Source organism: Stenotrophomonas sp. ATs4, from assembly GCF_051861585.1.
GTDB classification, from domain to species: Bacteria; Pseudomonadota; Gammaproteobacteria; order Xanthomonadales; family Xanthomonadaceae; genus Stenotrophomonas; species Stenotrophomonas maltophilia_AS.
Genome location: NZ_JBLYPK010000015.1, coordinates 1 through 14,379, shown reverse-complemented (window position 1 = coordinate 14,379; position 14,379 = coordinate 1). Strand labels below are relative to the sequence as shown.

General features: G+C 66.4%; 10 protein-coding genes. 9 read left to right on the top strand and 1 reads right to left on the bottom strand.

Going from position 1 to position 14,379, the window contains the following annotated elements:
- Window positions 1–31 precede the first annotated feature (31 nt).
- From ABR323_RS20700 to hglS, 8 genes are all read left to right on the top strand, one after another.
- Entirely contained in the window at window positions 32–3,031 is a 3,000-nt protein-coding gene (locus ABR323_RS20700; protein ID WP_439450653.1) for a TonB-dependent receptor, read from the top strand.
- A 29-nt stretch (window positions 3,032–3,060) separates the two neighbouring features.
- Complete coding sequence (locus ABR323_RS20695; RefSeq protein ID WP_439450682.1) at window positions 3,061–4,596, top strand: serine hydrolase domain-containing protein; 1,536 nt, start codon at window positions 3,061–3,063, stop codon at window positions 4,594–4,596.
- Window positions 4,529–5,242: a M15 family metallopeptidase gene (locus ABR323_RS20690; protein WP_439450652.1), complete on the top strand. Its 714-nt coding sequence runs from the start codon at window positions 4,529–4,531 to the stop codon at window positions 5,240–5,242. Before ABR323_RS20695 ends, ABR323_RS20690 begins: the two co-directional genes overlap by 68 nt.
- Window positions 5,243–5,470: 228 nt before the next feature.
- Window positions 5,471–5,842: a hypothetical protein gene (locus ABR323_RS20685; protein WP_087921310.1), complete on the top strand. Its 372-nt coding sequence runs from the start codon at window positions 5,471–5,473 to the stop codon at window positions 5,840–5,842.
- A gap of 232 nt (window positions 5,843–6,074) precedes the next feature.
- Window positions 6,075–6,485, top strand: a complete 411-nt coding sequence (locus ABR323_RS20680; protein WP_004139214.1) for an EF-hand domain-containing protein — start codon at window positions 6,075–6,077, stop codon at window positions 6,483–6,485.
- A gap of 95 nt (window positions 6,486–6,580) precedes the next feature.
- Window positions 6,581–7,333 carry an HAD family hydrolase gene (locus ABR323_RS20675; RefSeq protein WP_049449377.1) on the top strand — a complete coding sequence of 251 codons (753 nt, stop codon included), beginning with the start codon at window positions 6,581–6,583 and terminating at the stop codon, window positions 7,331–7,333.
- A 31-nt stretch (window positions 7,334–7,364) separates the two neighbouring features.
- Complete coding sequence (locus ABR323_RS20670; RefSeq protein ID WP_439450651.1) at window positions 7,365–7,853, top strand: hypothetical protein; 489 nt, start codon at window positions 7,365–7,367, stop codon at window positions 7,851–7,853.
- A 220-nt stretch (window positions 7,854–8,073) separates the two neighbouring features.
- A complete protein-coding gene (gene hglS, locus ABR323_RS20665; RefSeq protein ID WP_439450650.1) occupies window positions 8,074–9,438 on the top strand; it encodes a 2-oxoadipate dioxygenase/decarboxylase HglS in 1,365 nt (454 codons plus the stop codon).
- Window positions 9,439–9,556: 118 nt separating this feature from the next.
- On the opposite strand, the gene ABR323_RS20660 is transcribed toward hglS, so the two are convergent.
- The gene (locus ABR323_RS20660; RefSeq protein WP_135272091.1) at window positions 9,557–11,071 is read right to left on the bottom strand and encodes an acetyl-CoA hydrolase/transferase family protein; all 1,515 of its coding nucleotides are present in this window, start codon (window positions 11,069–11,071) and stop codon (window positions 9,557–9,559) included.
- Between the two features lie 459 nt (window positions 11,072–11,530).
- Here ABR323_RS20660 and glnE point away from each other — a divergent pair, with 459 nt between their 5' ends.
- Window positions 11,531–14,326: a bifunctional [glutamate--ammonia ligase]-adenylyl-L-tyrosine phosphorylase/[glutamate--ammonia-ligase] adenylyltransferase gene (gene glnE / locus ABR323_RS20655; RefSeq protein ID WP_439450649.1), complete on the top strand. Its 2,796-nt coding sequence runs from the start codon at window positions 11,531–11,533 to the stop codon at window positions 14,324–14,326.
- The last annotated feature ends 53 nt before the right edge of the window (window positions 14,327–14,379 follow it).

The window sequence follows — 14,379 nt, the reverse complement described above, 5'->3', positions numbered from 1 at the left end:
ACCATTCAATTCTTGCAGGAGAGAGCAGGGGATGAAGGCTTACAACATCAAGCGGGCGGCGTTGTGCGTCGCCCTTGGCGCCTGTCTGGGCCTGATTGCACCCAGCGCATTCGCACAGGATGGTTCGGTGGTTGGCAGGCTGGTCAGCGACGCCGGCCAGGTACCGGCCGGGGCCACCGTGACCGTTCGCAATCCGGCCACCGGTTTCGTCCGCTCGGTGCAGGCTGAGGCCAACGGCAGCTACCGGATTCCGCTGCTGCCGGTCGGCACCTATGACATGGAGGTGAGCCTGCCCGGCGGTGCCGCCAGCCGTGTCGGCCAGGTCACCGTCAGCCTGGGCAGTGCCACCACGGTGAACGTGCCGCTGGGCGCGGTCAGCACCCTGGGTACGGTGGAGGTGCGCGCGCCGCAGGTGGTGTCGATGGTGGATGTGAAGTCCACCGAATCGGCCACCAACATCACCCGCGAGGAGCTGTCGCGCCTGCCGGTGGACCGTGACATCACCGCCGTGGCACTGCTTGCCCCGGGCGCGGTGAAGGGCAAGGGCTCGCTGGGCGGCCAAGGCATTTCCTTCGGTGGTTCGTCGGTGGCCGAGAACACGGTCTACATCAACGGCCTGAACGTCACCGACTTCTACAACCGGGTCGGCTTCTCGTCGGTGCCGTTCGCCTTCTACCAGGAATTCCAGGTCAAGACCGGCGGCTATTCGGTAGAGTTCGGGCGCAGTACCGGCGGTGTCATCAACGCAGTCACCCGGTCGGGCAGCAACGACTTCAAGGCCGGTGCCGAACTGGTGTTCGAACCGCGTGCCTGGCAGTCACAGGCGCGCGACCGCTATGACAGCGAAGGTAGTCGCTATATCACCGCCAGCCGCGATGACTACAGCCGCAGCGCCCTGAACGTGTTCGCCTCCGGCGCGCTGGTGAAGGACCGCCTGTTCTTCTTCGGCATGTACGAGGCACGAGACTACCGCCCGACCTCCACCAACGATGCCGGTACCCGCCTGAGCCAGGGCAAGGCCGATGATCCGTTCTGGGGCGGCAAGATCGACTGGCAGATCACCGACAACCAGATGCTGTCGCTGTTCGGCTTCTCGGACAAGAGCAAGACCCTGACCGATGTCTACGCCTACGACTACGCCACGGGACAGACTGTAGGTGAGCGCAGCAACCAGATCTACAACACCGTAGGTGGCAAGAACTGGTCCGGCACCTACAGCTGGCAGGTCAACAACGACCTGACCATGAAGCTGATGTACGGCGAGAACAAGCGCAACCGTGTGCAGAGCTCGCTGATGGACGAGAACTGCAACCGCGTGTTCGACAACCGCACCGCAAGCCAGGGCGTGCCGCCGGCACTGCAGGGCGACCGCAGCTGCACCAGCAGCGCGCAGCTGGAATCCGCGCTGGACACCCGCAAGGCCGCCCGCGCCGATTTCGAATGGACGCTGGGCAACCACCTGCTGCGCTTCGGCATGGACCGCGAGGAAAATACCTCCGACTACAGCCGTGCCTACCCTGGCCCGGGCGGCCTGCGCTACGACATCTATGCGCGCACGCCGGGCAGTTCGCTCAACGGTGGCGTGGTACCGGCCAGCGGCCTGGTCGCGCGTACCCGCCGCTACGAAGTGGAGGGCGCGTTCGAGACCATCAACTCGGCCTGGTACCTGGAGGACAACTGGCAGGTGACACCGAACCTGCTGCTGAACATGGGCGTGCGCCTGGAAGCCTTCGACAACAAGGGGGGCGACGGCAGCAGCTACATCAAGATCGACGACATGGTGGCACCGCGCCTGGGCTTCGCCTGGGATGTGCGCGGTGATGGCACCACCAAGGTGTTCGGCAACCTGGGCCGCTACTTCCTGCCAGTGGCCAATGTCATCAACATCAAGCAGGCCGGTGGCTTCCTCGACGAACGCACCTGGTATGAGTTCCTGGGCTACAGCGGTGCGGCCAACAATGTCCCCATGCTGGGCGCGCAGATCGGACCGGTGGACAACTCGCAGGGCGATGGCAGCGTGCCGGACCTGCGTGCCGAAGTGAACCGGGACATGGATCCGGTGTACCAGGATGAAGCGATCCTCGGCTTCCAGCAGATGATCAATGAAGCCTGGTCGGTCGGCGCCAGCGTGACGTATCGCCGCCTGCACAACGCCATCGATGACATGAACATCACCGCCACCGGCCAGTGCGGTGCCATCGACGGGGTGTGGGTCATGGGCAACCCAGGCCGCACCAACACCGTCTGGGGCGACACCAACTGCGATGGCAGCAACGACGGCTGGATCAGCATCGATACGTCCAAGGAAGGCTGGGCGTTGTACGACGATGATGGCAACTACGTGGGCCAGCGCGGCTGGGTGAAGCCCAAGCGCGACTACAAGGCGCTGGAACTGCAGGTCGACCGTGCGTGGGATGGCAAGTGGGGCTTCAACGCCTCCTATACCCTGGCCTATGGGCGCGGCAACGCCGAAGGCCCGGTCAACTCCGATACCGACTTCGCCGATGCCGGCCGCACCGAGAACTTCGACAATCCGTGGGTCAACTACCGGGGTTATGGCTACCTGGCCAACGATCGCCGCCACCAGTTCAAGTTCCGCGGCAGCTACGCGTTGACAGAGAATCTGAGCGTGGCCGCCACCCTGGGCGTACAGTCGGGCAGCCCGATCACCCGCTTCGGTGCCGGCAATCCTTTCGACGACACCGACTTCCACAGCTACTACGTGTGCGTGTCCAACTGCCAGGCGACGGTGCCGTCCGAGCGTGTGTTCGTGCACTCGCCGCGCGGCGGCGACGGCCGCACGCCGTGGACCTATGACCTGGATGTGAGCGTGTCCTACAAGGTGCCGATCCCCACCGACCTGCGCCTGAAGTTGGCGGTGTACAACGTTCTGAACCAGCAGCGGGTCGTCACGGTGGACCAGGACTACGAGCCGCAGGACAGCATCGGAACGCCGAATCCGCTGTACGGGTATGGCACTGGGTTCCAGTCGCCACGCTATGCGCAGCTGACCGTCACATGGGCCTACTGAAGGCGGGCGCCCGCTGCGTGGTCGCACTGATGGTCTTCCCGGCCACGGTGATGGCCGCGCAGGCCGGTGCGACCGCCTCCCTCGATGCCGATGTCGCCGCCGTGGTCCGGGTCGAGCATCTGCCCGGGCTGGCGATGGCGGTGGTCGAGAATGGACAGGTGGTCTATCGCCATGCGCAGGGTGTGCGTGGCGACGGCGGCCGCATCGACGAGGACACGCTGTTCAAGATCGCCTCCAACAGCAAGGCGATGACCGCCGCACTGCTGGCGCGACTGGTGCAGCAGGGCACGCTGCACTGGGACGATCCAGTGCAGCAGCACCTGCCCGGTTTCCGCATGTATGACGCCTGGGTGGGCCAGCAGATGCAGGTGCGTGACCTGTTGATCCACAACAGCGGCCTTGGATTGGGTGCCGGCGACCTGATGCTGTGGCCAGAGCCGAACGCGTTCAACCGCGCCGACATCATTGCCGGGCTGGCGCACCTGAAGCCGGTCAGTAGTTTCCGCAGCCACTATGCCTACGACAACCTGATGTACGTGGTGGCCGGCGAAGTGGCCGCGGCGGCCAGTGGCAAGCCGTATGACCAGTTGATGCACGAGCAGGTGTTCGAGCCGCTGGGCCTGTCGCGCTGCCAGGTGGGGGCGTGGTCGGTGAAGCGTGTGGGCAACGTCGCGCAACCGCATGCCCGGCGCGGTGATCGCAATGAGGTTGTGAACGCAGATGGTGCGATCAGCCCGGACCTGCCGTCGATGGCAGCTGGGGGCATCCGCTGTTCGTTGCGCGATATGACGCGCTGGATGCAGGTGCTGCTGGATCCTTCGCTGGTGCCGGACTGGCTGGGCAGCGAGCAGCGGCGCACGCTGTGGACCCTGCACATGCCGATGCCGCTGGGTGAGCGCCAGCGGCGCTGGGACAACGCGCACTTCTATGGCTATGGGTATGGCTGGCGCGTGTCCGACATGGACGGGCAGTGGAAGGTGGCGCACACCGGCACGCTGTCGGGCATGTACTCGTCGCTGGCGCTGCTGCCCGACCGGAAGGTGGGTGTGGTGATGCTGATCAATGGTGAAGGCGAGGACGCACGCACAGCGCTGATGCAGGCCGCGCTGAAGCGCTTCACCACACCCGACGATGCGCGTCCGGCGATGGAGTACCTGGCCGAACTGAAGGCGGACCAGGCCGCTCGTGCGGCAATCGGGCATCAGCGACCTGTGACTTCGGATGCGCAGCGACTCACGGCGTCCGATCTGCAGCGCTGGCAGGGCCGCTACACCGATCCGTGGCTGGGCCCGGCCTCGCTGTGCCCAGGCAAGGAAGGTCTGCGCTTCAGCGTGGACAAGTCGCCCAAGCTGCAGGCGACCGTGCTGCAACTACAGGGGCGCTGGCTGCTGCGCTGGGATACGCTGGGCGACGAGGCGCAGGCGTGGCTGCAACCGGGTGGAGGCTCGGCACCGACACTGGACCTGCGCGCCATCGATCCGGACATCGACTTCAGCTATGACTTCCAGGACCTGCATTTCACTCGTACTGGCGACTGCGCTGGCGGCGACCAGCAGCGCCGCTGAGCTACCGCGCGTTTCATCGGCCGCCGACGCGGCCAGCGCCGGATTGGTGGAGATCCGCACGTTGTCGCCAGGCATCGACATGGACATCCGCTACGCCGGCGCCAACAACTTCACCGGCGCGCCCGTGCCCGGCTATGAGGCGCCGTCCTGTTACCTGCTGGCGCCGGTGGCGAAGGCACTGGCACAGGTGGAACAGGACCTGCGCGCACAGGGCTTCGGCCTGCGCCTCTACGACTGCTACCGGCCGGTGCGTTCGGTGCAGGCCTTCATGGCTTGGGTGAACGACCCGCGCGAACTCTCGCGCAAGGCACAGCAGTACCCGGATCTGGACAAGCCACGGCTGCTGGCTGACGGCTACATCGCCGAGCGCTCCGGCCACAGCCGCGGTGCCACGGTCGATCTTGGCCTGCTGGATTGCCGCAGCGGTACATGTGCGCCGTTGGACATGGGCACCGACTTCGACTTCTTCGGGCCACGTGCGCATACCCGGACGAGCGGGCTGAGTGAGACGCAGCAGGCGAACCGCCAGCAGCTGGTGCAGGCGATGGCGCGCCGTGGTTTCGTCAACTATCCGCAGGAGTGGTGGCATTACACCCAGCAGCCCGAACCGGATCCCGGCACCGCGTACGACGTCCCGGTGCTTTAGGGGGTATCGGCAGGGCTGCGCCCTCGACAATTTCCCGCTGCTCCTGGTAGGTGTCGACCTTGGTCGACACGGTTGATCCACGGCATGCGTGGATGCTTTCCGTTCAATCGTCGAGATATTCGATTTCGATGGAGATTCATCCACGCATGGCGTGGATCTACCGAGGCTGCCGGATTGGGTCCGGGGCAGATCCCTTACACTGGCCGCCATCCCACCGTTTCCCACCCGATGAACCTTCCCCTGCACTTCGGCCTGCTCGGTACCCTGGAAGCGGGCGCCATCGCCCTGCTGGTTGGGCTGCTGGTGTACTTCCTGTGGTCGCAGCTGTGCCGGCTGCTGCACTGGACGGTCGGCCACGCCATCGGCTGGTCCTGTGTCATCGCCGTGATCATCTCCGCCGGCATTGATGCATGGAAGCTGTTCTACATGGGCATCGTGCGACTGGAATCGCCGCTGTATGCGCGCCTGTTCCTCGCCACCATCCACGATCCGAACGAACTCGGCAGCCGCGTGGTTCTGGAAATCGCCGGTGCGCTCGCCGGTGTCGCCCTGGGATGGGTGTTGTTCAGTTCGCGGTCATTGGAAAAAACCGTCGACTGACGCAGGTTTTTCGTTGCCTGCCGGTTAAATCCGGCAGCGCTGAATGCGCATCTTATGAGATGCTCACTTGCTGCTAACCACCGCGCTAATGCATGCGTGGAGGCGAGTGGTTAATCGTGTGTGTGCATGCCGGTCGCAACGCAAAATCGATTCAGAAAGACGGTGGCAGGGTAGGTGCCGTGCGGAGACAACACGCCGCGCAACACCACCCAATTGGTAGGAGACACCCCTGATGACTATTCGCAACCGCAAGCCCCTGATCGCCCTGATCGTCGCCGCCGGCAGCGTGCTCGCCATTCCGGCGATGGCCCAGTCGGCCAAGCAGCAGGCCGCGCAGGCACAGAACGAGGCCGCGCAGGCGCAGCAGTCGGCGGCACAGGCCGGGCAGGCGGCTGACCAGGCGACCAATGCGGCCGCGGCGGCATCGGCGCAGGCCAATGGCGGTGGCCAGACCTGGGCCAGCATCGATACCGATGGCAACGGCACCATCAGCAAGACCGAGGCGCAGGTGAACGCGGGCCTGGCCCAGGTGTTCGATCAGGCGGATACCAACAAGGACGGCGAGCTGAGCGCCGATGAGTACAAGGCCTACGTGGCCGCGCAGCAGGCCGGTGCGGGTGCCGGCGCGGCCCAGGGCCGCTGATCCACGCCTGATTCGGGAAGACCGGTGCATGGGGACCCGGGCGGCTACGGCCGCCCGGGTTTTTATCGTCACCAGCACCCCTGTATCCTTGCGCGATGAACACCTCCACGCCTGCGCCGTCGCGCGCCATCGGCCTGGTCGGTTTTGACGGTGACGATACGCTGTGGAAGAGCGAGGACTACTACCGCAAGGCCGAGCAGGATTACCTTGACCTGCTCTCGCGCTACGTCGACGTGCACGACACGCAGACCGCGCGCCACCTGCTGGAAGTGCAGCAGCGCCACCTGGGCACCTTCGGCTACGGCGTGAAGAGCATGACCCTGTCGATGATCGAAGCGGCCATCGACATCACCGGCCAGCGCATCGAGGCCAAGGACATCCAGCGCATTCTGGATATCGGCCACGACACCCTGCGCCATCCGGTCGAGCTGATCGACGGTGTGCGCGAGGCGGTGGCGGCCATCGCCGAGCACTACCCGGTGGTGTTGATCACCAAGGGCGACCTGTTCCACCAGGAAGCCAAGATCAAGGTCGCCAACCTGGGCGAGCTGTTCCCGCGCATCGAGATCGTCTCCGAGAAAGACCCGGAAACCTACGCCCGCGTGCTGGCCGAATTCGATCTGCCGATGCAGCAGTTCGTGATGGTCGGCAACTCGCTGCGCTCGGATATCGAGCCGGTGGTCACCCTCGGTGGCTGGGGCGTGCATACCCCGTACGCAGTGACCTGGGCACACGAGACCCAGCACGGCGTGGCCGACGACGAACCGCGCATGGTGACTGCCGATACCGCCCACGATTGGCCGGCCGCGCTGGCGGCGATCGAGGCCAAGGCCGCTGCAGCGGCCTGACAGGATCCGGCGGCTGCGGCAGAATCGGGGTATGAATCTCCGACTGCGCGTACTGTTGTTGTCCCTGCTGCTGGTGCCGGCCACCGTGCTGGCCCAGCAGACCGCCGAGCGTTCGGCGGCCTACACGGTGGAAACCGGTGACCGCTGGGTCGATGCCCAGCTGCAGGACATCAATTACTACGCCGAGCGCTACCCCGACGCCTTCCTCGACGAAGTGTCGCGCTATGCCGGCGTGCCGCGCGGGTACATCAGCGCGCTGTTCACCACCCATGGCTGGCAGGCGGGGGACATCTACTTCGCCTGTTTCTGGGCCAAGGCCAGCGGCCAGACCTGCCGCGACAGCGTGCGTGCCTTCAGCCAGGACCCGGACGGCGGCTGGGAAGCGGTGGTGAAGCGCATGCCGGCCAAGCCGGAGAACCTGCACTACCGCGCTGTGCGCCATGCCATCGTGGCCAGCTACCAGCACTGGGACCGGCCGATCACCCTGGATGCCACCCTGAGGCGCCAGTTGAAGCGGTAGCGCCGGGTTGCGTCTGGTGGGTGCGAACCTTGGTTCGCACTGCCTCTGCACCGGCCCCTGACAGATCAGTGCGAACCAAGGTTCGCACCCACCAAGAGCAGTCCGCAGGTCCCATCCCGGAACAGGCCAGGCGTCATGTTGCTCTGCATATCGCCGCCGCGCCGCGCTCCGGCGACAATACGGGTCCGAGCTGTTCCCCGTTCCCGTAATCGAGTGACTGATGAGCGCCTCTTTCGTTTCGCCTGATGTGATCCGCCGCCTGTTCGCGCAGGCCATGTCCCGCATGTACCGCACCGAAGTGCCGCTGTACGGCACGCTGGTGGAACTGGTGGAGCGGATCAACGCGCAGGTGCTGGAGCAGGACCCCGCGCTGGCCGCGCAGCTGCAGCGCAACGACGAGCGTGCGCGCCTGGATGAAGAACGCCATGGTGCGATCCGCGTCGGCACCGTGCAGGAACTGGCGACGCTGCGCCGCCTGTTCGCGGTGATGGGCATGTACCCGGTTGGTTACTACGACCTGTCGGTGGCCGGTGTGCCGGTGCACTCCACCGCGTTCCGCCCGCTGACCGGCGCCGCGCTGGCACAGAACCCGTTCCGCGTGTTCACCTCGCTGCTGCGCCTGGAGCTGATCGAAGACGAAGCGCTGCGTGCCGAGTCCGCGCGTATCCTCGAACGCCGCCGTATCTTCACCGAGGGCGCACTGGCGCTGATCGACCAGGCCGAGCGTGACGGTGGCCTGTCGCAGGCCGATGCCGAGCGCTTCGTCGACGAATCACTGGAAACCTTCCGCTGGCACGGCGATGCCACGGTCGACCTGGCGACCTACCATGCGCTGCACAACGCACACCGCCTGGTGGCCGACGTGGTCAGTTTCCGTGGTCCGCACATCAACCATCTGACCCCGCGCACGCTGGATATCGACGCTGCGCAGGCCGCGATGATCGAACACGGCATGGCGGCCAAGGCGGTGATTGAAGGTCCGCCGCGTCGTGCCTGCCCGATCCTGCTGCGCCAGACGAGCTTCAAGGCGCTGGAAGAAGCCGTGCATTTCCCGGACAGCGAGGGGGGCGATGCGGGCACCCATACCGCGCGCTTCGGCGAGATCGAGCAACGCGGCCTGGCTCTGACCCCGAAGGGGCGCGCGCTGTACGACCAGCTGCTGTCGCAGGCACGCGATGCCGGTGGCGAAGGCAGCACCGGTGGCGACTACGGCCAGCGCCTGCAGACGGTGTTCGCCAGCTTCCCCGATGACCACGACACCCTGCGCCAGGAAGGGCTGGGTTATTACCGTTACCAGCTGACCGACGCCGGCCGCGCCGCGCCGGAGCGCGTGGCCGATCTGCCGGCCGAAGTGCTGGTAGCCGCCGGACTGGCCACGGCCGACCCGATCGTCTATGAGGATTTCCTGCCGGTCAGTGCCGCGGGCATCTTCCAGTCGAACCTGGGTGGTGAAGAACAGCGGGCGTATGCCGCACATGCCAACCGCGAGGCCTTCGAGCAGGCGATGGGTGTGGCGGTGAATGACGAGTTCGAGATCTACGAGCGCCTGCAGGCCGAATCGCTGGCGGCGCTGCGCGCCGTTTGAGGGTAGAGCCGGCCGCTAGCCGGCTGTTCATGGCGCCGGCCAGCGGCCGGCACTACCCGATGTCCGTGCCTGGGGTCAGAGCCCTTTCCCATGAAAAGGGATCCGACCCCAATGGCAATCAGCCCTTCATCGTGCCGGTATCCAGCCAACGCTGATGCCACGACAGCGCTTCCGGCAGCAGGTGCGGGGTGTGCTTGCCGTAGCTCTCGCGGCTGGCGCGGTCGAAGTAATCCTGCAGCTGCGCGCGGAAATCCGGATGCGCGCAGTTGTCGATCAACACCTGCGCACGCTTGCGCGGGGTCAGGCCACGCAGATCGGCCAGGCCCTGTTCGGTGACGATCACCGAGACGTCGTGCTCGGTGTGGTCCACGTGGCTGGCCATCGGCACGATCGCCGAGATGGTGCCGTTCTTCGCCGTGGACGGGCTCAGGAACGCGGACAGGAAACCGTTGCGGGCAAAGTCACCCGAACCGCCGATGCCGTTCATGATCCGCGTGCCCATCACGTGCGTCGAATTGACGTTGCCGTAGATGTCCACCTCGATCATGCCGTTCATGCCGATGCAGCCCAGGCGGCGCACCAGTTCCGGATGGTTGGAGATCTCCTGCGTGCGCATGATGATGCGCTCACGGTAGAAATCGATGTTCTCCTTGAACGTCTCGTTGGCCTGCGGGCTCAGCGCGAAGCCAGTGCACGAGGCGTAGCTCAGCACGCCGTCGCGCAGCAGGTCGAGCATGCCGTCCTGGATGACTTCGGTGAACGCGGCCAGGTCGCGGAAACCGCTCTTGGCCAGGCCCGCCAGCACGGCATTCGGAATGTTGCCCACGCCCGACTGCAGCGGCAGCAGGTTCGGCGGCAGGCGGCCACGCTTCACTTCGTGCTGCAGGAATTCAATCAGGTGCGAGGCGATCTGCTCGCTGGTCGCATCGATCGGGCTGAACGGGCTGTTGCGGTCCGGGCCATTGGTGCGCACCACCGCCACGATCTTGTCCGGGTCGCAGCGCAGCGCGGTGTCGCCGATGCGGTCGTTGGCATTCACCAGCGGAATCGGCTTGCGGTGCGGCGGCAGCGCGGTGCCGTAGTAGATGTCATGCATGCCGTCCACGCCGGCCGGCTGCCATTCGTTGACCTCGACGATCACCTTCTTGGCCAGGTCCAGCCAGGTCTTGTTGTTGCCCACCGAGGTGGAAGGCACCAGCGAGCCGTCCTCGCGGATGGCCGACACTTCAATCACCGCCGTGTCGATTTCGCCGTAGAAGCCGAACCACACGTGCTGGGCAACGTGGCTGAGGTGGATGTCGATGTAGTCCAGCTTGCCCTCGTTGATGCGGTTGCGCGCATCCGGGTCGCTCTGGAACGGCATGCGCATGGCGATGCCATCGGCCTTGGCCAGCGCGCCATCGAGTTCCGGCGCGGTGGACGCGCCGGTCATCAGGCTGATCTGGAAGGGCAGGCCCTGGGCATGCACCGATTCGATGCGGCGGGCCAGTTCAACGGGAACGGCCTTGGGATACCCGGAGCCGGTAAAGCCGCTCATGGCCACGGTTTCACCGGGCTGGATCAGCGCGGCTGCGGCCTCGGCGGAGACCACGCGGTCACGGAGACGCGCGTTGGCGATGCGATCAACAGACATGACGACACGTGTTGCTGGGGGGAATCCCGATTATCGGCCATCCTCATCCGTACGGGGGGTTCTACCTTCGTGGAATGGCTTTTCCCCGCAGCGGTCACCCAAACCCGCCAGTTTTGTTTTGCAGTGCAGCGTGCAAAGTACTTTCGCAGCCCGCACGATGGACCTGCATCCCGACGTGGGGGAGGGAGCAGAGCCCGCTGGCAGTTCGCTGCAAGCGGGCTTTTTTATTGCCTGTCGCCCAGTATGAATACGCGGTTCCCATTATCGGTAGTGCCGGCCGCTGGCCGGCAACCCCGGTAACCTTCGGCAGGATCATCGAATCTGCCGGGCAGCGGCCGGCACTACCAGGTCATCGGATTTGCCGGCCAGCGGCCGGCACTACCAGGTCATCGGATCTGCCGGCCAGCGGCCGGCACTACCGGGTCCGTTGCGTCCCGGCCGGGTCGATACAATCAGCCCATGACCCTCGCCCCCGCTGACCTGCCCGCCTCCCTGCAGCCTCTTGTCGACCGCGCCTTGGCGCGCCTGGCCCAGGTCCTGCCCGAGCCCATCCGGGCCGACCTGCTGCCGCTGCTGACCCGGCTGGCGGTGGCCAGTGACTTCGCGCTGGACACCCTGGTGCGGCAACCGGCGCTGCTGGCGCAACTGGCCGCCCCCGGCTGCCCGCCGATCCCGGCCCCGGTGCTCGATCCGCTGCAGCCCAGCGACTGGCCGGCGCAGATACGACGCTGGCGCACCGCCATGTCCACGCGGCTGATCTGGCGCGACCTGACGGGTCTGGACGACGTGGCGCAGACCCTGGCCGGTGCCACCACCCTGGCAGAGGATTGCCTGCGGCTGGCCCTGGATGCCCTGCAGCAGGAATTCGCCCAGCGCCACGGCGTCATCGCCGATGAACAGGGTGCGCCGCAGCAACTGGTCGTGTTCGGCCTCGGCAAGCTCGGCGGTGGCGAGCTCAACTTCAGTTCCGATGTGGATCTGGTCTATGCCTACTCGCAGGGCGGCGAATCGGACGGACCGCGCCCGTTGGCGGCGGAAGAATATTTCGCCCGTCTCGGCCAGCGCCTGGCCAAGCTGCTGGATGAAACCACCGTTGATGGCTTCAGCCACCGCGTCGACCTGCGCCTGCGTCCGTTCGGCAGCGCCGGCCGCGTCGCGCTGTCGTTCGCGGCCATGGACCAGTACTTCCAGCGCGAGGGCCGCGACTGGGAGCGCTATGCGTGGTTGAAGGCGCGCGCGGTGGCAGGCGATATCGCCGCTGGCGAGGCGTGGCTGCAGACCCTGCGTCCGTTCGTGTACCGCCGCTACCTGGACTTCACCGCGCTCGATGGCCTGCGCGAAATGAAAGCGGCCATCACCGCCGAAGTCGCGCGCCGTGAACTGCATGAAGACATCAAGCGCGGCGCCGGTGGCATCCGCGAAATCGAATTCCTGTGTCAGGCGCTGCAGCTGATCCGGGGGGGCCGTGAACCGGCACTGCGCGAACGTCGCCTGCTGGTGGCGCTGGACGCACTGGTGGCCGCCGGGCAGATCGCGCCCGAGGATGGCAGTGCGCTGCGCGAGGCCTACCTGTTCCTGCGCCGGTTGGAGAACCGCCTGCAGATGCTGCGCGACGCGCAGACCCACGTACTACCCAGCGACGCGCTGGACCGCCAACGCATCGCCGTCGGCCTGGGGTATCCGGACTGGGACGTGCTGCGCGCGGCGTTGGCCGAACAGCAGCAGCGCGTCAGTACTGAATTCGCCGCGCTGCTGGCACCACGCAAGGGCCAGGCCGCGCCCGATGCACTGGCCAACTACTGGCGCAGCCTGCCCGAGGGCAGCAACGCACCGTTGCTGGCCGAAGCCGGTTTCCTCGATGCCAACGGTGCCGACCAGTCGCTGCGCGATTTCGCCCAAGGCACCGGCGTGAAGTCACTGTCCGACGCTGCGCGCGCACGGCTGGATCGCGTGCTGCCTGCGCTGCTGCATGCGGCCACGCGCTCGCCACAGCCGGATGCCGCGCTCAAGCGCGTGCTTGGCCTGCTGCAGGCGGTGCTGCGCCGGACCAGTTATCTCGCGTTGCTGGACGAGCAGCCCAGTGCGTTGGCGCGGCTGGTCGATGTGCTTGCGCGCAGCGCGCTGCTGGCCGAACGGTTGGCGGCGTATCCGCTGCTGCTGGACGAACTGCTGGACGTGCGCGTGTCCGGGCCGATGCCCGATGCCGCCGGCATGCTGGCCGAGTGCCAGCAGGTGTTGACCGTGGAGGATCCCGAGTCCGCGCTGCGCTGGCTCAATGAAACGCGGCTGGCGCTCAGCTTCCGCATGGCGATGGCCACGTTGGATGGCCGCCAGGGCGCGGTGGACAGCACCCGGCAACTGGCCGAACTGGCGCAGGCGGTGGTGGTCACCGTGTTGGCGATGGCCGAAGCGGACATGCACGCCGCACACGGCGAGATTCCCGGCGGGCGCTTCGCGATCATCGGCTACGGCAGCCTGGGCGGTCTGGAGCTGGGCTTCGGTTCCGATCTGGACCTGGTGTTCCTGCACGACAACCCCGCCGGGGTGGACGCCAGCGATGGTGCACGTCCGCTGGAGCCGGGGCGCTGGTACGCGCGCCTGGCGCAGAAGGTGATGGCACTGCTCGGCGCGGTCACCGCCGCCGGCCGCCTGTACGACATCGACGTGCGCCTGCGCCCGGATGGCGGCAAGGGTTCGCTGGTGTCTTCGTTGGCCAGCTACACCGAGTACCAGCGCGAGCGCGCGTGGACCTGGGAACACCAGGCCCTGGTGCGCGCGCGCGGCGTGGCCGGTGATGCGAGCTTGCTGGAGGACTTCGAGCAGGTGCGTGCACAGACGCTGGGGCGTGAGCGTGACACCGGAGTGCTGTATGCGGATGTGTTGAAGATGCGCGGCCGCATGCGCACCGAACTGGACCGCAGCGATGCCGCGCGGCTGGACCTGAAGCAGGGCGCCGGTGGCGTGGTGGACCTGGAGTTCCTGCTGCAGACCGGTGTGCTGGCGCGCAGTGCGCAGCATGCGCCACTGCTGCAGCCGCGCGATACGCCCTCGTTGATCGATGCGCTGGCGGTTGCCGGTTTCCTGCTGGAAGACACCGCGCAGGCGTTGCATGGAGCACATGCCACGTTGCTGGAGGTGGGCCTGGCCTGCACGCTGGATCGACGTCCGCGACTGGCACCGACCACGCCCGCGATTGAAGAGGCGTGTGCCGCGATTACGGCAGCGTGCAGAGCGGCAGAGCTGCCGTTCGACTGAGCGGCGGATGGCGGAGGTCTGCGGTTGGTAGATGCCAACCTTGGTTGGCACAA

What these genes read in the sequence shown, in the direction of transcription:
- ABR323_RS20700 (WP_439450653.1), top strand. Translation starts at nt 32, where the DNA reads ATGAAGGCTTACAACATCAAGCGGGCGGCGTTGTGCGTCGCCCTTGGC.
- ABR323_RS20695 (WP_439450682.1), top strand. Translation starts at nt 3,061, where the DNA reads ATGGTCTTCCCGGCCACGGTGATGGCCGCGCAGGCCGGTGCGACCGCC.
- ABR323_RS20690 (WP_439450652.1), top strand. Translation starts at nt 4,529, where the DNA reads ATGACTTCCAGGACCTGCATTTCACTCGTACTGGCGACTGCGCTGGCG.
- ABR323_RS20685 (WP_087921310.1), top strand. Translation starts at nt 5,471, where the DNA reads ATGAACCTTCCCCTGCACTTCGGCCTGCTCGGTACCCTGGAAGCGGGC.
- ABR323_RS20680 (WP_004139214.1), top strand. Translation starts at nt 6,075, where the DNA reads ATGACTATTCGCAACCGCAAGCCCCTGATCGCCCTGATCGTCGCCGCC.
- ABR323_RS20675 (WP_049449377.1), top strand. Translation starts at nt 6,581, where the DNA reads ATGAACACCTCCACGCCTGCGCCGTCGCGCGCCATCGGCCTGGTCGGT.
- ABR323_RS20670 (WP_439450651.1), top strand. Translation starts at nt 7,365, where the DNA reads ATGAATCTCCGACTGCGCGTACTGTTGTTGTCCCTGCTGCTGGTGCCG.
- hglS (WP_439450650.1), top strand. Translation starts at nt 8,074, where the DNA reads ATGAGCGCCTCTTTCGTTTCGCCTGATGTGATCCGCCGCCTGTTCGCG.
- ABR323_RS20660 (WP_135272091.1), bottom strand. Translation starts at nt 11,071, where the DNA reads ATGTCTGTTGATCGCATCGCCAACGCGCGTCTCCGTGACCGCGTGGTC.
- glnE (WP_439450649.1), top strand. Translation starts at nt 11,531, where the DNA reads ATGACCCTCGCCCCCGCTGACCTGCCCGCCTCCCTGCAGCCTCTTGTC.